Source organism: Actinomadura sp. ATCC 39365, assembly GCF_054392275.1.
In genome coordinates this window covers 8487062-8505359 of sequence record NZ_CP184335.1, presented here as the reverse complement: position 1 = coordinate 8505359, position 18298 = coordinate 8487062, and the positions used below count along the sequence as shown (strand labels likewise).

At 69.6% G+C, this 18298-nt stretch carries 22 protein-coding genes and 1 pseudogene; 9 read left to right on the top strand and 14 right to left on the bottom strand.

Features of this window, described 5'->3' with window-relative positions; all coding sequences use genetic code 11:
• The first annotated feature begins 112 nt into the window (after positions 1–112).
• Positions 113–1012, top strand: a complete 900-nt coding sequence (locus ACNF49_RS41020; RefSeq protein WP_482941120.1) for a site-specific integrase — start codon at positions 113–115, stop codon at positions 1010–1012.
• Positions 1013–1188: 176 nt separating this feature from the next.
• Complete coding sequence (locus ACNF49_RS41015; protein WP_482941119.1) at positions 1189–1734, top strand: GrpB family protein; 546 nt, start codon at positions 1189–1191, stop codon at positions 1732–1734.
• Positions 1735–2179: 445 nt separating this feature from the next.
• Here the strand turns inward: ACNF49_RS41015 and ACNF49_RS41010 are convergent, their stop codons facing one another.
• The 4 genes from ACNF49_RS41010 to ACNF49_RS40995 all read right to left on the bottom strand — a co-directional run bounded on the left by ACNF49_RS41010 (position 2180) and on the right by ACNF49_RS40995 (position 4402).
• On the bottom strand, positions 2180–2953 hold the full coding sequence (locus tag ACNF49_RS41010; RefSeq protein ID WP_482941118.1) for a MerR family transcriptional regulator: 774 nt from the start codon (positions 2951–2953) through the stop codon (positions 2180–2182).
• Positions 2954–2958: 5 nt separating this feature from the next.
• Entirely contained in the window at positions 2959–3093 is a 135-nt protein-coding gene (locus ACNF49_RS41005; RefSeq protein WP_482941117.1) for a hypothetical protein, read from the bottom strand.
• Positions 3063–3692, bottom strand: coding sequence for an alpha/beta fold hydrolase (locus ACNF49_RS41000; protein WP_482941116.1), 630 nt, complete (start codon positions 3690–3692; stop codon positions 3063–3065). The genes ACNF49_RS41005 and ACNF49_RS41000 overlap by 31 nt, the downstream gene beginning before the upstream one ends.
• 188 nt (positions 3693–3880) lie before the next feature.
• Entirely contained in the window at positions 3881–4402 is a 522-nt protein-coding gene (locus tag ACNF49_RS40995; protein ID WP_482941115.1) for a hypothetical protein, read from the bottom strand.
• A gap of 191 nt (positions 4403–4593) precedes the next feature.
• Between ACNF49_RS40995 and ACNF49_RS40990 the strand changes: the two genes are divergently transcribed.
• From ACNF49_RS40990 to ACNF49_RS40980, 3 genes are all read left to right on the top strand, one after another.
• Positions 4594–4914 carry a hypothetical protein gene (locus ACNF49_RS40990; RefSeq protein ID WP_482941114.1) on the top strand — a complete coding sequence of 107 codons (321 nt, stop codon included), beginning with the start codon at positions 4594–4596 and terminating at the stop codon, positions 4912–4914.
• Positions 4915–5143: 229 nt separating this feature from the next.
• Positions 5144–5617: a hypothetical protein gene (locus ACNF49_RS40985; RefSeq protein WP_482941113.1), complete on the top strand. Its 474-nt coding sequence runs from the start codon at positions 5144–5146 to the stop codon at positions 5615–5617.
• Between the two features lie 286 nt (positions 5618–5903).
• Entirely contained in the window at positions 5904–6233 is a 330-nt protein-coding gene (locus ACNF49_RS40980) for an MFS transporter (protein WP_482941112.1), read from the top strand.
• Here ACNF49_RS40980 and ACNF49_RS40975 read toward each other — a convergent pair.
• Entirely contained in the window at positions 6217–6951 is a 735-nt protein-coding gene (locus ACNF49_RS40975; RefSeq protein WP_482941111.1) for a hypothetical protein, read from the bottom strand. The genes ACNF49_RS40980 and ACNF49_RS40975 overlap by 17 nt on opposite strands.
• A 115-nt stretch (positions 6952–7066) precedes the next feature.
• The gene (locus tag ACNF49_RS40970) at positions 7067–7654 is read right to left on the bottom strand and encodes a TetR/AcrR family transcriptional regulator (protein ID WP_482941110.1); all 588 of its coding nucleotides are present in this window, start codon (positions 7652–7654) and stop codon (positions 7067–7069) included.
• A gap of 103 nt (positions 7655–7757) precedes the next feature.
• Here ACNF49_RS40970 and ACNF49_RS40965 point away from each other — a divergent pair, with 103 nt between their 5' ends.
• Together ACNF49_RS40965 and ACNF49_RS40960 are read left to right on the top strand one after the other, a co-directional pair.
• On the top strand, positions 7758–8711 hold the full coding sequence (locus ACNF49_RS40965; protein WP_482941109.1) for an NAD(P)-dependent alcohol dehydrogenase: 954 nt from the start codon (positions 7758–7760) through the stop codon (positions 8709–8711).
• 428 nt (positions 8712–9139) lie between these two features.
• A complete protein-coding gene (locus tag ACNF49_RS40960; RefSeq protein ID WP_482941108.1) occupies positions 9140–9424 on the top strand; it encodes a DUF7662 domain-containing protein in 285 nt (94 codons plus the stop codon).
• Positions 9425–9853: 429 nt separating this feature from the next.
• Here ACNF49_RS40960 and ACNF49_RS40955 read toward each other — a convergent pair whose 3' ends face one another.
• Both ACNF49_RS40955 and ACNF49_RS40950 read right to left on the bottom strand, forming a co-directional pair.
• A complete protein-coding gene (locus ACNF49_RS40955) occupies positions 9854–10357 on the bottom strand; it encodes an MFS transporter (RefSeq protein ID WP_482941107.1) in 504 nt (167 codons plus the stop codon).
• A 756-nt stretch (positions 10358–11113) separates the two neighbouring features.
• A complete protein-coding gene (locus tag ACNF49_RS40950; RefSeq protein ID WP_482941106.1) occupies positions 11114–11962 on the bottom strand; it encodes a TetR/AcrR family transcriptional regulator in 849 nt (282 codons plus the stop codon).
• 134 nt (positions 11963–12096) lie between these two features.
• On the opposite strand from ACNF49_RS40950, the gene ACNF49_RS40945 reads away from it, so the two are divergent.
• Positions 12097–12840 carry an ABC transporter ATP-binding protein gene (locus ACNF49_RS40945; protein WP_357987866.1) on the top strand — a complete coding sequence of 248 codons (744 nt, stop codon included), beginning with the start codon at positions 12097–12099 and terminating at the stop codon, positions 12838–12840.
• Complete coding sequence (locus ACNF49_RS40940; RefSeq protein ID WP_482941105.1) at positions 12837–14540, top strand: ABC transporter permease; 1704 nt, start codon at positions 12837–12839, stop codon at positions 14538–14540. Before ACNF49_RS40945 ends, ACNF49_RS40940 begins: the two co-directional genes overlap by 4 nt.
• 176 nt (positions 14541–14716) lie before the next feature.
• On the opposite strand, the gene ACNF49_RS40935 is transcribed toward ACNF49_RS40940, so the two are convergent.
• The 6 genes and pseudogenes from ACNF49_RS40935 to ACNF49_RS40910 form a co-directional block, all read right to left on the bottom strand.
• A complete protein-coding gene (locus tag ACNF49_RS40935; protein WP_482941104.1) occupies positions 14717–15127 on the bottom strand; it encodes an ArsR/SmtB family transcription factor in 411 nt (136 codons plus the stop codon).
• 18 nt (positions 15128–15145) lie between these two features.
• Positions 15146–15424 (bottom strand): hypothetical protein, encoded by a 279-nt coding sequence (locus tag ACNF49_RS40930; protein ID WP_482941103.1) that lies wholly within the window; start codon positions 15422–15424, stop codon positions 15146–15148.
• Positions 15421–15573: a hypothetical protein gene (locus tag ACNF49_RS40925; RefSeq protein ID WP_482945728.1), complete on the bottom strand. Its 153-nt coding sequence runs from the start codon at positions 15571–15573 to the stop codon at positions 15421–15423. Before ACNF49_RS40925 ends, ACNF49_RS40930 begins: the two co-directional genes overlap by 4 nt.
• A gap of 30 nt (positions 15574–15603) precedes the next feature.
• A pseudogene (locus ACNF49_RS40920) lies at positions 15604–15872 on the bottom strand (IS630 family transposase); the annotation flags it as partial.
• A 70-nt stretch (positions 15873–15942) separates the two neighbouring features.
• Positions 15943–16974 (bottom strand): Rid family detoxifying hydrolase, encoded by a 1032-nt coding sequence (locus ACNF49_RS40915; protein WP_482941102.1) that lies wholly within the window; start codon positions 16972–16974, stop codon positions 15943–15945.
• Between the two features lie 105 nt (positions 16975–17079).
• The gene (locus ACNF49_RS40910) at positions 17080–18021 is read right to left on the bottom strand and encodes a DUF4386 domain-containing protein (protein ID WP_498703311.1); all 942 of its coding nucleotides are present in this window, start codon (positions 18019–18021) and stop codon (positions 17080–17082) included.
• Positions 18022–18298 lie beyond the last annotated feature (277 nt).

Genomic DNA, 18298 nt, shown 5'->3' with positions numbered 1-18298 from the left:
TAGCGCCTGAGGTACTGTCCACGACGTCCATGACGAATGACTTTCTCCCGGTGATCTGCCTGCTGGATGTGGTCATCTGCCGCCGTCCATCACGCAGATCATTGGAGGAAGCATGCAGGTGCAACGGGTCTTGTCGCCCGCCACAGGGCTGGAGTCATGGACCGTGCTGGGCGATGACGACGGTCCGATTCAGCCGATCGAGGCCTATCTGGGGTACCTGACCGACATCGAACGATCCCCCAACACGATCAAGGCGTACGCCCACGATCTGAAGGATTACTTCACCTTCCTCGGCCTGCAGGGGCTGGACTGGCGCGACCCCGAGCTCGGCGAGCTGCTTGCGCCACTCCTCCGCCGTCGAGGGCACGCGCGGCACGGCCGCCTCCTGCTGTTGCGGTGCCAGCGCGGGCGCGGGTTGAGGTCGCAGGAACGAGCGCAGCGCGCGCTGCCCACGGGCCCGGCGCGCCACGTTGATGAACTCCGCTGCCGCCTCCTCCATCGCCTCGCGCATGGCGAAGAGGGCGTCGGCCAGCTGGCCGGAGTCGATGCCGTGCGCGATCCGCAGGCGCGCCAGGTCGGCCTGCATGGCGAACAGCTCGATGCACGCCTCGCGGGCGTCGGCGGGCAACTCGTCATGCGCGGCCGCCAGCGCGGCGGCGCTCACGTACCCGGCCGGCGTCTGCTGGTACCGGGTGGCGGCCTTCTCCAGCACGCCGTGCTCGACGTCGGACAGGCGCAGGTTGACCCGCTTGACGCGCTGCCCCTGGCCGCGTTCGCGGGTCCGCCGGCGGCGTGCCGGAGGCGGTTGCTCGACGTCGGCCACGCACGCCTCCCTACGTTCGGGGAACCCAACGTACTATCTTGCTCCGTCGCGAAGGACGGCGTGAAGATGCCTCGGTGTGCAGGGCGGATGGCGTCGCCGGGCACGAAAAACCCTGGCGGTTCGGCCGGGGTTGCCCGCGTATCGGTGTCGATACCTTGGCACTCTCGTCCGAAAGTCCATTTCTTCTGAAGGCTCCTCAGTTTGAACTGTCGGGTATTCGTTCGTTCCTAATGTGGCTTCTTCTGTCGGTTGCAGTTGTTGAAGTTGTCCGGTGTTCGTGTCGCTGTCCAGGTTCGGTTGCGGATTCCGCCTCGTCTTTGATCTTCTCGGCGCGAAGGTGGCCTCACACCGTGGACAATCGGGGCATGGGAGACCCAATCGAGATCGTGGATCATGACCCGGCATGGCAGACGGAGTTCGCCGCGATCGGGACAGCGTTGCGCGGGGCGCTCGGTGACGTCGCACTGCGGGTCGATCACATCGGCTCGACGTCGGTGCCCGGCCTGGCCGCAAAGCCGGTCATCGACATCCAAATCTCGGTACGCTCGCTGGAGCCGCTGGCCGCCTACAAGGCGCCGCTGGAGCGACTCGGCTTGGTGCATCAAGCGAACAACCCGGAGTTGACCAAGCGATACTTCCGGGAGCCGCCAGGCAGCCGCCGTACCCATATTCACGTGCGTGAGCTCGGCAGTTTCTCCCAGCAACTGCCCCTGCTGTTCCGCGACTACTTGCGCGCCAACCCCGCCGCCGCAGCCGAGTTCGCGCAGGCGAAGCGACGATGCGCGAACCAGTTCCGCGACGACCGGCAACAATACGTCTCCGCTAAGGAGCCCTTCGTCTGGGACATCGTACGGCGCGCCGACACCTGGGCCCAGAACATCGGCTGGCAGCCAGGCCCGAGCGACGCCTGACCCGGCCGACAACAAGACCTGAACGACTCCGCTCGAAACCGTCCGGACCCAGGTGCGGTGCCGCAGGTCAAACCTGTCCCGCCGCCAACTTCTTCTGGAAGGGACATCTTCCTTGAGTTCAGATCATCAATTGATCTTGTTGTCGTTCTCGTGCTGATCATCGTTGATGAGTCGGCGTGCCTGTTCGGCGTAGCGGATGGCTTTGCTCTCCTCGATGCCGAAGACCACAGCGAGATGGAGCGCGTCCGGGACGCGGAAGGTCGGGTACGGTCAGTGTTGATCCGGCTTTCGGGGGGTTGTTCGCAGCGGTCAGGTGACCGCCAGCCCGCGAGAAAGCCGGATGCGACGTGGCACGTGTCGTCGATGAAGACGAGTTCCCGTCAGCCGACCGGCCACCGTGTGGTGATCGGCTCACCGCGTCGGGACTGTGGACGGTGAGCCGCGTCTATTGGTGGGGGATGTCCACGCCGGCGGAGCGCAGTTTCGCCTCGACCAGCGTGGTCAGCCGGGCCATGGCCGACGCCTGGTCTTCGCCGTGATGGTTGAGCAGGCCGTATCGGGTGACGTCGGTACGGGCCTGGAGGCCGCTCGAGATCTCGAGCAGTGCGGGGTTGGCGAGGAAGCGGTCGGCCACGGCGGTCGCGAGTTCCTCGATGCGGGGGTCGTCGGGCGCCAGGTCCTTGGCGGCCCAGCATTCCTTGTTCAAGGCGACGAACCGGGTGTCGTCGAGGACGTGCTCGGCCTTGGTGAGATAGTCGTCGAAGCCGTCGGGGACCAGGGCCCTGGCCAGCACCATGCCCTCGCGGTAGGCCGCCACCTCATCCGGGGTGAAGCCTAGGTCGGCGGCCCGGTCCAGCAGCGCGCAGGCCCGGTCGGGCAGCAGGGCCCGGTCACTGTTGGCGAGCCGGTCCAGCGAGTCGCCGCGCGCGATCAGCTCCTCGATCCGCTCGGTCAGCTGCCGTTTGACCTCGGCCAGGCGGACGGCGAACCGCTCCGGATCGGCATCGAGCAGGGCAGCGATCTCGGACAGCGGTACGCCGGACTCGGCCAGTGTCCGGGCCTGGACCAGCCGCAGCAGGTCGGACGACCCGTAGCGGCGATAGCCCGAAGCGTCCCGGCGTGGTTCGTCGACCAGGCCGAGCCGGTGGTAGTGGCGGACGGTCTTGATCGTGACGCCGGCGAAGGCCGCCGCCTGGCCGATCGTGACGCCGCTGGTCATGGTCGTCAGCGACTTTCGCGGGTGAGGGCGGCGAGCTCGCGGGTGGCCTCGGCGATGGCACGGAAATCCTTGCGCACGATCGTGCCGTGGTTGCCGGTGACCTTCGCGCCTATCGTGAGGTTCGGGTTGCGGGCGAGCACAGGGTTGAGAGTAGTGCGCATCTGCTCCTGCTCGTCATTCTTGCTTCCCAGGGCCTCCCCGAGCCGACCACGTACCGGACCGGGACCGTCAGGCTGTCGAGGACCGGTTCGAGGGCGGCGTGCAGGATGTGGGCCTCGATGTTGATGTCGGCATGCTGTGCGGCACTCATCCGCGCGGCGTTGCCGATGAGGCGCGCCATCGGCAACGCCCATCGGGCCTTGTGGAACAGCCTCCGGATGCGTTCGTGGCCGGCCTCGTCGGTCCACCCGGACGGAAAGGGGCCGTCGACCCCGACCACGCCGGCGACGCGGCCCGGATGCCGGGCGGCCCAGTGGACCCCGAGCAAGGCGCCGTAGGACCAGCCCACCAGGAGCGGCCGTTCCACCCGCCTGGCTTTCAGGACGGCGTCGAGATCCCGGACGCAGGCCTCGAAGGAGTAGTCCGCCGACTTCTTCGATCTGCCGCGAGCCCGCTCGTCGTAGGTGATGTGCCGCCACCCCGGCTCCAGGGCGTTGATGACGGGCCGCCAGTGCCGCCGGCTCGCGTAGGAGCCGTTCAGGTAGACCACGGGGATGCCTGACCCGCCGGTGTCGGTCACGGCCAGCGCGGTGTCCGCGGGTCTCCTTCACCACCACGCCGCTCATCGACCCCGGCTACCGGCCAAGATCTTCTGGGGGTGCCCCCGGAATGCGGCAGAAACGGGCCGCGTCCGGCTGACCCGAAAGAACACAGTCCTGCCCGGTCACTGTGGGCGTATCGTCCCCGATCACCGAAGCGGCGGCATCGCTACCCGTCGTCCCGCCGCCGGTGGGAGAGGCGCGCCACCGCGCCGAGGACGGAGGCGGCGGCGACCGCTGCCGGATCGTCGCCGCCGCGCAGCCGTTCGAGGGCCGCAACCGCCTGGTCGCGGCCGACGTCACCGGCGAGCAGCCCGACCGCGATCCGGTACCGCAACCCCCGATCGCCCTCAACGGCGAGCCGCGCCAGCAGCGCCCCGGCCGAAGCGCCCAGCGCGGCCCGCGCCCGCACCCGAAGATCGCCGTCCTGAAGCGCGTCGTCGAACACCCCGGTGAACATCCCCGGCCCCCGCAGCCGGGCGAGCGCTTCGAGGGCGACCATCCGGACGGGCGTTCGAGCCGACTCGGGTGGATCGTCATGATCCCGATCATCGAACTCGCCCGGATCCCGCACGAGAGGTGCCACGACCGCCGCATCGCCGGAGTCCCCGTGCGCCGTGAACCACCGCAGCGCCTCGGCCCGCGTACCCGGATCGGCCGCCGACAGATTCGCAAGAATCTCCGCCCTCACGCGTCCATGATCCCTCCAATGACGGAAATCGGGGTCCCGGTGCAAGCCATCTGACCGCCGCGTGGCTTCTCTACTGCCTGCGGCGATGTGCTCGCACGGCCCGTTTCTGCCGCATTCCGACGGCACCCCTACAGCGGCTGTCTTCCATCGCCACCATCGGCTGCAGCCCTGCCTCCACCTACGACCAGCGCATGACCTATCTGCGCAAGGTGGCCGGCCGCGGGGTGGACACCTACAAGCTGCTCTACTCCCAGGAGGCCCAGATCGACAAGGCGCGCTGCGAGCGCGCCTTCGTGGGCAATGGCGTAATCGACGACATCCCAGACGACGTGGCCGGCGGTGGAGAGACAGCAGAATGGCGCGGCCAGGTGAAGGAGTTCTTCGTCGACTCCTGCATCAGCGGCAAGCCCAAGCACGTCCCCGGCGATCTGCCCGACCTCACTGCGACGCAGCCCTCAACCACGCCGTCTCCCGCTGTGCCGTCAACGGCTACCCCGACCCCTACCCGCTAGCTAGCTGGATTGACCGGCGAAAGCCACGGGACCACAGGCTGCCTGTGGTCCCGTGGCTTTCGTATCGAGGGCGATGCTGGGAGTACGACGGTCCAGGATCTTCGTCCCCCAGTGACGCTGAAATCCGAGAAGCGAGATCTCCCACTGTTGAGCGACAGGAGAGTGTCAGCGGTCCGCGACACTAATGTCGCTAGCAGAGTGTGATCAGGCAGGTGGACGGAGAGTCTCGATGGACGGCGACACTGAGGGCATCCCGCTGGCTGACTGGACGGCCAAGGTGGGCCGCTCGGAGAAGTACATCCGTAACTTCTGGCGTCCCCAGGAGGGCTTCCCCGCCCCGATCGGGCGACGGCCGACCCCGCACACCACCGGCCCCGATCCCGAGCTGTACGACGAGGCCGCCTTGGACGCCTGGCGGGCCCAGACACTCACGCAGCCGACGCCGTACCCTATGCCGGCCGAAGCCGATCAGATGCGCACCCTGGGCGGCATTGGCCGACTGCTGGGCGTGGACGGCAAGACGATCAGCCAGTACCGAGACGCGATCGAGGCCCGTGTAGATGACCGCGAGCAGCGAGGCAGCCGGACTCTCTACCGGGTGCGTGGGGCCGCCGATCGGCGGATATCTCTTCGGTGTGGCGCTGGTGCTCCCGTTCGCGGTCGATGGCGGGGCCCTGGCTCTGGCGGCCGCGCTGATCTGTAGCCTGCCCAAACATATTCGCGTCGAAGGCCGGTTCGTACAGCAGCAAGGGGCAGATCTGGAGGTGACACTCGCGCCGGACTGCGGTGGCTGATCAGACATCCTCGGTTGCGAATGATCGTGGCATTGGGTGCCGTGTTCGCGGCGATGGACAGTGCCTGGTTCGCCGTGCTCGTGCTCTACGTGCCTCAGGTGCTCGGTCTGCCGGCGTGGGGCTATGGCGTGTCGCTGGGCGTCGGCGCCGTCGGGGGGCTCGCCCGGAGGGTTCTTCGCGACACGGGTCACCCGAATGATCGGACCCGCGCGAGCTCTGGCCGGGTGTCTCGGCTGCGCCGCGATCGGGCAACTGATGATCGACCTTACCGCTTCCGCCGTCGTGGTCTCCGCGGGTCTGGTCATCACCAGTGCCGCGTTCGGCGTGTGGGCCGTCGTGCCCCGTACCACCCGTCAGCGGCTCACTCCAGCCGACATGCTCGGCCGAGTGAGCGGCGCGGCGATGACCGCGGTGATGAGCGCGTCTCCGCTGGGAGCTCTCCTCGGTGGCCTGCTCGCGGCCGCGCGGGGGACGTCGCTCCTACCGCCGGCCGCCCGTCCCGGAAATGTCAGCATTCGACGTTGAAATCGAGTTCGTCGTAGCGGTGCGTTGCGACCTGCTCCCGGGTCCCCGAGATGAGGGTGATGCAACCGTCCCCGAAGACCGTGCTCTCCGGGAGGGAGGCGAACAGCACCTTCCCGCGATCTTCCACTGGGTTGTGCCAGGCGCGGGAGTAGCCGCCGAGCTGGATGTCAAATCTCCACTGGACGTCAGGAAGATCCTTTATCTCATCGATCAGCTTCGCCACGAGGCCGGCCCGCTCGGCGTCCCCCTCGGCGTAGAGGGCCACTTCCGCGATCTGGGACCAGCGGAAATCGTCCGGCATGGTGGTGCCCGGGACCGCGTAGAGCGGAAACGGCTCGTGATTCTTCCGCTGCGAGTGGCGTTCGGTGGTCTCGGTGCCTGGCGGCAGATGGATGACGAAGCCTTCGTCGCAGTCCGTGATTTCGGCGAGGATGACCAGGTGGCCGTCGACGGGAAAGTCGATGTCGAGGACGCCGGTGGGCAGAGCCGCGCAGTCGATGGTCACCACGTGCGGCACGTACGAGGGCACTTCCATGTTCTCGGGCAGGTGGGGAAGCCCGACGGCCCGAGCCACCGGACGGGCGTCCTTCTTCAGAATCTCCGGCAGTTCGTCGCGGGCGCAGAGGTAGACGCAGGGGCGCAGGAGGCGGATGAACGCCTCGATCACCGGCTCGGGTAGGCCAAGGGCCCGTCCAGCGTCGAGGACGGCTTCACGCACGCGTACATTCACCGACATCACAGTGCCATGGGCCACTGACACTTCTGCGCCCGGCCGGCATGATCAATGCGGCTCCGCGAGCGCACGCCGATCAGGTACGGATCCACCTGGTCCGTCATGCGGCCTGGCCCTCGATGCCCTTGATCGCGATGTTCAGCAGCCGGTCCGCCTGCTCGCCGTCGTCGTCGTGGTGCTCGGTGGCCAGTGAGATGGCGTTGACGAGCGCGAGCAGGTCCTCGGCGCGGATCCCGGGGCGTACGGCGCCTGCCTGTTGTGCTCGCCGCAGGAGTTCGCGCGCCGCATTGGTGATCATCGCCTGGCAGCCTTCGTTCTGCTCCAGCATGTCGGCATCCCGGCCGTCGTGAAGCAGTGAGGCGGCCAGGCCGCGACTGGCGCCGGCGTAGGCGTTGAGGTCACCCAGCCAGGCCAGGAGCGCGGGGCCCGGCTCGCTCTCCTCGGCGTGTTGTGCCGCCATGGCGCACAGGTCCTCGACGCGGTCGTGGAAGACGGCTTCGAGCAGGGCTCGGCGGGAGGGGAAGAGGCGGTGCAGCGTTGCCGATCCCGTACCGGCTTGACGGGCGATCTCCTTCAGGGCGGCGCCGGCGCCATCACGTGCGAAGACGTCCCGGGCCGCGCTGACGATGCGGTCGTAGTTGCGCTGGGCGTCCGCACGCAGGGGCCGTCGCTGGGTGGCGTGGGTCATGGCCCTCCTCCGGGTTTTGACAAGTGGGCTGGCGCTCCGGTTAGAGTAGCCCAACGTAAGTGGGCCGTCAGCCCACTTACGTCCGGAACGACTGGGAGAGATCATGCGCGCCGTCCAATACACCCGTTTCGGCCCTCCCGAGGTGCTGCGCGTCAACGACGTACCCACGCCTGTGCCCGGGCCTGGAGAGGTGCTCGTCGAGGTCCGCGCCGCCAGCGTGGACGCCGGGGAACTCGCCTTCCGCGCAGGCAGACTGCGCCGCATCGCCCGAGCCCGGTTCCCCCGCGGCCTGGGAGGCGACTTCACCGGCCGCGTCGCGGCCCTCGGCTCCGGAGTACACGCCTGGAGTACGGGAGAGGAGGTTTGGGGGCTGATGCCGCACTTCGCCTTCGGCGCCATCGCCGACTACGTCACCGTCCCCGAACAGCGGCTCGCCCGAGCCCCCAAGAACCTGAGCCTGCTGGACGCCGCCGCCCTGCCCTCGTCGGGCACCACCGCCCTGACCGCCCTGACCGAGAAGGCCGGCCTCAGCGTCGGTGAACGGCTCCTGGTCCGCGGCGCCACAGGGGGCGTCGGCAGCATCGCCGTGCAACTGGGCAAGGCGCTCGGCGCCCACGTCACCGGACTCGCCGGCGCCCGCAATCTCGACTGGGTCACCGAACTCGGCGCCGACGCGGCCCTGGACTACCGCACGACCCGGCCGCAGGACCTCGGCCACTACGACGTGATCCTCGACCTCGTGGGCACCGAACTCGGCGCCTACCTGGCCCGGCTCACCCGGCGCGGCCGCATGGTCGCGCTCGCCTTCGACCAGAACCACATCCTGACCTCCATGGCCACCACAGGACTGCGAGCCGCCCTCTCGCCCCGGCGAATGAAGCTCTTCAGCAACAACCCTTCCGCCGCGCGCATCGCCGAGCTCACCGCCTCCGCCGAGGCGGGCAACATCCGCCCTGTGATCGACGCCGTCTACCCGATCAGCGACGTCACGGAGGCTCACCAACGACTCGAAGCCGGCGGAGTCCGCGGAAAGCTCATCATCGACATGCAGCGCTGACCCCTGCGCGAAGCGGGTGGGCGAGGTGGTTGTTGACCGTCGCCGGCGCCATGGCGGCCGCGCTGCCGTCTTTTCGTCGCCGACCGGCGGCCTGATGATCGCGCCAGGCGGCCACCTCGCGGGCGGTCGCCGAGACGCGCTCGTGCCCGAGTCCGGAGGTGATCCAGACGCGTAGTCCCCACCTGGGCCGGGATCGCCACCCGGCTCATCGACGCCGCCGGCATCGCCCCACTCGGCGACGTCGAAGCCTGCCGATGGACTTGTTGGGTGACAGGAGAACGTCTGCGTGCCACGACACTAGGGTCGGTCGCGGAATGTAACCCGGCAGGTAGTGCCAGAGAGTCCCGGTGAGCCCCACTCACTACTGAACAAGACGTTGTCCCCGATTCTGTCGCTTGACAGCAGCGTGATCGCTCACCATCTCAGGTGTGACCCGTGCATACCGCAGGCTGCGTGCATATTTTCAGGACAGTGGCCTGGTCCGGATCGACCTCAGTTTCGGCAATATCGAAGAGATACTTCAGGACCACCTTCCAGATCGTGCCTTCGAGGACGAGACGTGGTGGACCAGACGACGGCGCCCATGGGCCAAGGCAGGCTTCAGAGCCACGCAGATATACCTCCCCGAACAGGCCGTCAGGTTCAGGAAATCAGGCGAACGCGATTCCCGCCGGAGATCGGTGCCGGAGGTGACGCCGATGAGCTGGCCGTGACGCCACAGCGCCTCGGTGCGTGCCGCGGTGAACGCGGCCGTCGCGCCGTCGGTGAGCCCGGCGAGGTTCTCGGCGGGGAATCGCATCCGCAATGCCCAGCGGCAGGCCAGTTCGCGGGCGCGGCCTGGATGGCGAACGAGGGCTGGCGGCAGCAGCAGCACGGCGAGCACCGGCATGGCCGCGGCGTACAGCCTGTCTCGGGGCCGGGGAGGGATGGTGCGTGGTTCGTCCATGACGAACCACCCTTGGCGCCAAATATGAGCGCGTCGTCCGCCGAATGTCACCGTTTGTCGACGGCTCCAGGCTGTGCGCCTCTCACCGTCGAGCGGACCGCTCCGCCTGTGCGCAAGCCAGGACGTGCTCGGTGAACCGGGCGAACTGCCAGGACGGCCGGACGGCATCCTCCAGTGCTGGGACCGGAGCCCCCGCTTACGCGATCAGGAGGCCGGCCAGCGCCGGACCGAAGGCGCCGCCGAGTTGGTAGCACAGGGTGAACAGGGCGAGCGCGGTGGCTCGATGCGCGCCTGGCACGGCCTTGCCGGCGCGATCGGAGTGCCAGGCCATCGCCGCCGTGGCGGCGAACACTGCGAACGCGTTGGCCGCTACGAGGGCCGTCGGCCAGGGCGCGGTCAGCGGCAGGGCCACGGCCACGGCGCCGGCGGTCAGGAGGACCGTCCGGGTGAGGGCGGGGTCGTACCGGGAGGTCCAGCGGGTGAACAGCAGCGAGGCGATTGAGCCGGCGGCCAGCATGACGAGCGTCGCCAGCCCGATCCGTTCGGCCGGCCAGTGGCGTTCCAGCATGCTGGGAACGGTGTAGAGCAGGGCGAAGTAGCAGGTGGACAGCGCGCACGCGGTCGCCGAGGCGATGATGGACACGCGGGAGCTGACCAGCGCCCGGAGGATGAACCCGGCGTTGTTCCTGCGGATGTGCAAGGGTCAGGAGCGCGGTCGCGATGGCGGCTGCGGCCAGTGTGGCCGGGCCCAGGCGCGGGGGCAGGATGAACGCGCTGATCAGCGTCATCACCAGCAGGATGCCGACGATGTCGGTGGGCGCGGAGGCGTCGGCGGGTCCGGCGTCATGATCGTGGGGGTGTGCTGGGGCGTGGCGCAGGACGGCGGGGACGGCCGGCAGCGCGGGCAGGGACAGCAGCAGCGGCGTCTGCCAGGAGATCGCTGACAGGGTAGAGCCGACCAGCGGGCCGAACGCGCCGACGCTCGCCGATGAGACTCACGCTGACTGCTCTCATGGGTGCAGTTCGTCTTCAGGGAGCCGGTGAGCTGTGAGTTTGCGATCCAGGCTGTTCGAATGGCAGTTGTTGCCTACCTTGTGAGCAAGAACGCGAGGTGCTCATGAGCTCGCCGCTGGAGGAGCTGGCACGCCGCGAGGACGCCGCTCGCGCTCGGGTAGAGCAACTGCGCCGCCGGTTCGCCGACGTGCACCGGCAGTTGGACGCCGGCTGTAAGTCCAATCAGGGTCGAGCTTGAGGAACTCGCGCAGGCGACGCCGTGATCAAGGGTTGAAGGAACAGGTACTCCAGTCTCGAGGCGCCCTTGTGATGGGGGCGGCAGGCTCGGCAGACGAAGCCGTGTTGTGCGTGACGATAGCCGGGCTTGATCTTCCGCAGATCGAGCAGGGGCGGGGAAGGCCGGCGGCGGCCTGCTCCTCGACCTCGCCGAGTGCAATCGCCGCTACTGGGTGCCCATCGGCCCCGGCGGGCTCCGATCGGGCAGCAGCAGCCCGATGCCGTCGAGCATACGGTGGAGCCCGAACTCGAAGATGTTCTCCGGTTCCGATGCCTCGAACGCCTCGTCCCCGAACTCCGCGACCATCGGCAGCCGCGCCGCCCCGATGCTGCGCGCGAACGCCTCCTTGCGGGCCTGCGCCCACTCCCGCCGCGTGTGCCTGCTGGTACGGGCGGCCTGCGCCTCGTGGGCGAGCGGCACGGCGGCGCTCTGCACGTACGTGCCGATCATGATGGCGACCTGGACGAGCGTGGCGAAGTCGAGCCCGTGCCCGTCGAGGGCGCGCATGCGCCAGTCGGTGTAGGCCATCAGCGCGGGCGCGACCGGCGGCCGGGTGGTGACCGCGACGAGGTGGGACATCCACGGATGCCGCCGGTAGAGCTCCCACTCCTGCCGGGCCGAGAGCTCCAGCCTGGCCCGCCAGCCGTCGGGCCCCGGCTCGGGCAGCGGGCGGGCGGCGAAGACGGCGTCGACCATGAGGTCGTTGAGCTCCTCCCGGCTCGGGACGTACCGGTAGAGGGACATCACCCCCACTCCCAGGTCGGTCGCGACGCGCCGCATCGACAGCGCGGCGACCCCCTCCCGGTCGGCGAGCGCGACGGCGGCCCGGACCACCCGGCCCTGGTCGAGCGCCGCCTCGGCCGGACGTCCCGGCTGGGCCGCGGGCTCCTCGGGGGCGGGCGGCTCGGCGAGCCGCGCCCGGTAGGCCCTCGTGCGGCAGGCACGCGAGCAGTAGCGCCGGGGCCGCCCCCGCTCCGCCGTCCGCAGCTCCCGCCCGCACACCTCGCACGTCACCGCGCCCGCCCCCTTTTCGTCACCGTCAAATTCCGTGACGAAACTATATCTCACACCCATGACGTCGCACTCATATGCGATTGATGTACGGTGTATTTATGACTCGTGCAGTGTACACAAATTCTGTGACGGAAATGGCACTGGAACTCCACCATGTGACGAAACGCCACGGCGAGGGCGCCACCGCCGTCACCGCCCTCGACGACGTCTCCCTGGCGATCCCCACCGGCACCTTCGCCGCGGTGATGGGCCCCTCGGGCTCGGGCAAGAGCACCCTGCTCCACTGCGCGGCCGGCCTGGACCGGCCCGACTCCGGCTCGGTCGTCCTCGACGGCCGCCGCCTGGACGGCCTGGACGAGGCCGCGCTGACCCGCTTGCGCCGCGAGCGGATGGGCTTCGTCTTCCAGTCCTTCAACTTGGTGCCCACCCTGACGGTCGCGCAGAACGTGACCCTGCCCCTGGAGTTCGCCGGCCGCCGCGTCGACGCGCGCCGGGTGCGGGCCCTGCTCACCCGGCTCGGCCTGGGTGAGCGCACCGGGCACCGGCCCGGCGAGCTGTCCGGCGGCCAGCAGCAGCGGGTGGCCATCGCCCGCGCGATGCTCGGCGGGCCCGCCGTCGTGTTCGCCGACGAGCCGACCGGCGCCCTCGACACGCAGGCCGCCCGCGAGGTGCTGGCCATCCTGCGCCAGGCCGCCGCCCAGGACGGACGGACGATCGTCATGGTGACCCACGACCCCGTGGCCGCCTCCTACGCCGACGTCGTGGTGTTCTTCGCCGACGGCCACGTCGTGGACCACCTGCCGCGCCCCGACGCCGCGACGGTCGCGGCCCGCATGGCCCGCCTGTCCGCGCCCGCCCACGCCGGGGGTGCGCGATGAGGTGGCGGCTGGCCCTCGGCACGATCGGTGCCCACCGGGCGTCCTACCTCGCCTCGGCCGCCGTCATGGCGGCCGGGACCGCGCTGCTCACGGCGTTCGCGACCCTGCTGGAGACCGGCCTGGCCACCGGCCGCGACCCCGGGTTCCTCGTCATGCTGCCGGCCATCCTGGGCGGCTGGACGCTGGCCGTCGTGGCCTTCGGCGTGGTGTCCACCGTGTCGCTGACCATCGGCCACCGCGAGCGGGAGCTGGCCCTGCTGCGTTCCATCGCGGCCACCCCGCGCCAGATCCGGCAGAACGTCGTGCTGGAGACGCTGGTCGTGGCCGTCCCCGCGATCGCCGCCGGGCTGCTGCCGGGCGCCGGGCTCGGCGCGCTCGTGCTCGCCCGCCTGGCGGACGCCGGGCTCGTCGGGGCGGGCGTCCAGCTGGTCGCGGGGTGGCCGAGCGGCGCGCTCGGGGCGGGTACGTCCCTGGTCGCCGCGCTGGCCGCCGCGCTGATCTCCAGCAGGCGCGCCGCGTCGATCCCGCCGGTGCGGGCGCTGGCCGCCGCCGGGCCCGCCCGCGCGCTCGGCCGGGGCCGCCTGGTGGCCGGAGGGCTGCTGCTGGCGCTGGGGCTGAGCCTGTCGGTGACGACCCTGTTCATGGCGGACGGCCCGCTGCTGTCCAGCACGGCGGGCCCGGCGGGCGTCGCCGTCGCGGTCGGCCTGGCCCTGCTCAGCCCGGTCGCCGTCCGGCCGGTGGGACGGCTGGCCGGGGCCGGGCTCGGGGCGTCTGGGCGGCTGGCCGTCCGCAACCTGCACGCCCGCGCCCCGCAGACCGGCAGCGTCGCCGGGCCGCTGATCCTCATGGTCGGCATCGCCGGCGGCACGCTCTACATGCAGAGCACCGAGGACAGCCTCCATCGGGACGCCGCCGACGTCAGCGCCCGGCTCGCCCCGGTGAACTACCTGGTCGTCGCCATGATCATCACGTTCACGGCGATCGTCGTGGTCAACACGCTGATCGCCGCGACCCGCCGCAGGAGCCGCGAGTTCGGGCTGCTGCGCCTGTCGGCCGCCACTCGTGCCCAGGTCATGGCAACAGTCGTGGCCGAGGGCGTGCTGACCGCGGTCCTGGCCGTTGCGCTCGGCACGGTCGCCGCCGCCGCGACCACCGTGCCCTACAGCCTGGTCAAGACCGGGTCGCCGATGGCCGCCGGGCCCGGCTGGGTCTACGCGGCCATCGCCGGGGGCGCGCTGTTGCTCGTCCTGGCGGCCACGGTGCCCACCGCCGCGGGGGCGCTGCGGGTCAGGCCGGTCGAGGCGCTGTCCGCCCCTGACCGCCGGCACCGAAGCTTCGGCGCCTTCGAGCACAAACGCTACTGGTATGACTTCTTCGCCTTCTTCGGCCTCGGCAAGACAGCCGTGGACTCGGCCAAAATGATGGTGCTGGTCGGCGCCTTCGAGGTCCTGCTCGGACTGGCGATCCTGGTCAAACCGTGGCGGCCGCTGCTTGTTGTTCGTCCTGGTCTGGAAACTCGGCACCGAACTGCTGCGCCCGCTGGTCGGCCAGGAGTGGTTCCAGTTCGTCGAGCGCGACGGCGACTACGTGCTGCCGATCACGCTGCATGTCAGCGCCGCCGCCTACGCCCTGGCGCGCAGCCGTACCCGCACCGAACCACTGTCCCCGCCGACCCCGGCCGCACCCAGCGCCCCGCCTGACCCGTTCCCGGGACCGTCCCCGCTCCGCTCACCCGCCGCACCGATCACCGAACCGTCGGTGCCGGTTTCGCCGCCCCCAGGCATGCGTGCTTCACCTCCCTGGTACGGCGGACTGCCGGACCGGCCGCACGCCTGCCCGAGGTGAGGTGCGGACGGAGCCGCAGCAGCCGCCCCGCTCAGGGGCGAAGCGGTGCGGTCGATGGGGATGCGGCGATGAGGCCGGTGGCCAGGTCGGTGCAGGTGTGGGTGGCCGTACGGCCCGCGCGTCTGGTCGTGACCAGGCCCGTAGCTCGGAGGGCGGTGAGGTGCTGGGAGACGGCGCCGGGCGTGACGGCGAGGCGGGAGGCCAGGTCGCCCGTGGACAACGGCTCCGAGGCCCGGGTGCGGCCGAGCACGGCGGTCAGGCACTCGGGGGCGGACTGGGTGTCGTCCCAGAGCCGGCCCTCGCCGCCCGCCGGATAGACGAGCCAGCCCGCCTCCAGAGGTGAACGGTCGACGAGTACATCCGGCCAGGTGAAGACGCTCGGGGTCAGCACCAGGCCGCGCCCCTCCAGCTCAACGGTGTCGTCGCCCGCGCACCGCGACACCACGAGCTCGCCGCCGCTTCAGGCGACCTGTGTGTGCAGGTGGGTGAGCATTCCTTCGACGCCGCCCTCCGCGAGCCGTCGCGCCTGCCGGTCGACGTCGGCGTCGAGGATGGCGCCCAGCTGGTCCATGAGCGGGGCGATCAGCGCGGCATGGCAGCGCTCCAGTTCCTCTGCCACCCGCTCGAGCAGCTCACCGGCGGGCCTCGCCCGTACACCCGCCTTGGCCAGCTCCGACCGCTCGACGCGGTCGTTGATCTCGGCCTTGAGTTCCATCAGCAGCTGCTCCTCGTATTTCATTCCGATGCTCCACGCATGACGAAGGGCAGGTTCCGGAGCTTCTTGCGGGCGCGGTGCAGGCGCACCTTGGCGGCGCCCTGTCCGATGCCGAGGGCGAGCGCGACCTCCGTCACCGTGACCCGCATCCCCTCAACTACGTGCTCGACCACCTGTGAACTCTCCGATTCATCGTCGGCGAGGGCCGACAGGTTGTCCAGGATGACGTAGATCAGGCGCCGTCCGGGCGGACTTCAGGGCCGCCCACGTGTGGTCGGTGCCTTTGTGGGCCCGGTTGACGCCCCACAGCAGGTCATCACCGACCGAGTAGCAGCCGTGGAAGTACCTCACGCCCTGGGGGCGGCGGTAGGTGGCCGGTAGCCTGTCCGGCGTTACCGGCAGGGGCCCAGCCGGAACCGGCAGTGGGACGGATGCCGAGCGGCCCGAACTCGTCGAAGGCGAAGGTGCGCTCAGGCCGGGCGGCCAGGTCGGGACGGAGATTCCCCCGGCCAGGCTGAAGGCATCTGGGCCGGGACGCGCTGTCAACCGGCGGGGAGCACCGCGATCGCGTCGATGGAGATGAGCAGGTCGCGCGGCAGGACGACGTTGGCCGGCGCCGAACGAGCCGGCGGCGGGTCAGGCATGTGGCGCGCGTAGATGGCGTTGATGGCCGCGAAGTCATCCACGTTCGTATAGAAGATGGTGGTCTTGACCAGGCACGCCAGCGACGCGCCGGCGGCGGTGAGGATCGCCTCGAGGTTGCGCAGGGCTTGCTCGGTCTGCTCCTCGATCCCGTCCGGCAGGGCGCCGGTGGCTGGGTCGATGCCTGCCGTGCCCGAGCAGAAGACGAATCCGTTGGCGATGAGGGCCTGGCTGTAGGGTCCGATCGCCTGTGGTGCGTTGTCCGTCGAGACTGCCTGCCGAATCATCGGTGAGGCCCTCCGTTCGTTCATGCCGGGAGGGGGAGGTTCGGCCGGCAGACCTGCCGGGGGCGACGGCTGAGGCAGGGTGAACCCCTTGGCGAACAACCAGAGGGGCAGGACCAGGACTTCGAACAGTCCGCCAGGAGCCAGCATGATCACGCCCAACCCTTTGTCCATGTCCAGGACGCCGAGAAGATCCAGCGGCACTCCCAGCAGGAGCAGGGCGTAGCCGAGGAGTCCGAGGGCCGCGACGGGCTGAGGAACGATTCCCGAGACGAACAGCAGGTACGTGCAGATCAGGCCGCCGACGGCTGTCGGGATGTAGACCCACAACATCGCGTTCGGGACGGCTTGCAGCTGTGTCAGCAGGTAGATGCCGCAGGTGGCGGAGACCGCGAACTCGACCACCCTCATGACCGGGTACCAGAAGGCCAGTTTCTGGTTGAAGCCCTTCAGGATCCGGTACATGAGCAGGCCGATTCCCACCACGGCCAGACCCGAGCACACCATGAGCGCCACCCCGGCCGTCAGGGCTGTTGTGTTCGGGTCGCCGTCGATGAAGGCCTGGGTGAGTGTGGTGCCGATCATGGCCGCGACCATCTGGAAGATGAACAAGGCTCCGACCACGGCCGCGAGCTTTCGGGTTGTCACAACCGGACCGTCCTTTCCTGAGTTCCTGCTCGGTGACCCCTCCGCGACGGGGCCCTGTGTGGCGCTGTCATCCGGCATCGGCCTGTCCTGCTCCTGGGGTCGTGCTCAGCCGGCGTCCGCAGATGAGCAGCCAGAAGATGAGCACCACTTCGCCGACGGAGGTGAACAGGCGGTGGCCCGATGTGCGGGCTCGAACAAGGTGAGCAGCGCGCCGGCCACGATGACGTTGAGGACAGCCACCAGGACGAGGGCGACGATCCCCCAGCGGAACAGCAGTTCGGAGCCGGAGAGGTCGCCGGCCGTTCTGCCCGCGTCGTCCGGCGTGATGAGGGCGTCCACGACGATGAAGTTGCCGAAGACGGCCAGGACGGTCATCAGCACCAGGGCGAGGCCCGCGATCAGGCCGGCCGTGCGCGGTGACCGGGCGGCGTGGCCGACATCGGACCCGGATCTGTCGTAACGGGTGGTCTTCATGGGCGGTCGGCGGTCGGGCCGTCGACGGCGGCCATCCCGGTGGTGAGGGGGAGGGCCTGAAGCCCTTGACGGCCAGCCAGAGGCCGAGCGACCCCTCCCAAAGGAATATCGGCAGGGCCGTGAGGCCCGACAGCACGACACCTGGGAGTAGAGGCCGAACGTCACGGCGATCGAGGAAAGGAGGAGCAGCGGCGCTCCGATGAGTCCCACCGCGGGAATGACGCGGGGCACCAGCCGGGACCGGTACAACAGGTAGCCCGGCAACAACGCGTTCACGGCCGGAATGACGTCGGGGCCGAGGAGGAATGTCCAGTTGTGGATCGCGACGAGCGCCTTGCCGGTGATGTCGAGCGAGTCCGCATCGGCCCCGGTCGCTCCAGGTTGCCTCAGGCTGACGACTGCGAAGAGGCTGAGGATGCCGACGACGATGATGGCGGCCTCCAGAATCCGGGCGGCGACGAAGCCGAGCGCCGCCGCTTCGTTCTGCCGTTTGACCACCGGGAACAGCACGACCGCGGTGCCTGTGCAGGCGAGGACGCAGATCGTTTTCCAAGAGACCGGCCCAGAGCACACCGGTGTCAGGGCCGGGGCCCACTATGTAGTCGGGGTTGTTCAGCACCGGGGCGTGGAGGGCGAGCGTGGGGATGGAGGTGACGATGGTGATCAGGGAGAGCACGCCCGCGACGAGCGCGGTTCTCCGCAGTGAGTCCTGTGGGATGAGTTCCGTGGTGACGGATCGATCCGTGATCACCATGACGGATTCCTCTCGCGGTGGTTCACCGCATCAGGCGGCCCTTGAGCCGGATCTCGTGCCGCCCGGACGGGCGCGGTCACCTGAGTCGACGCCTGC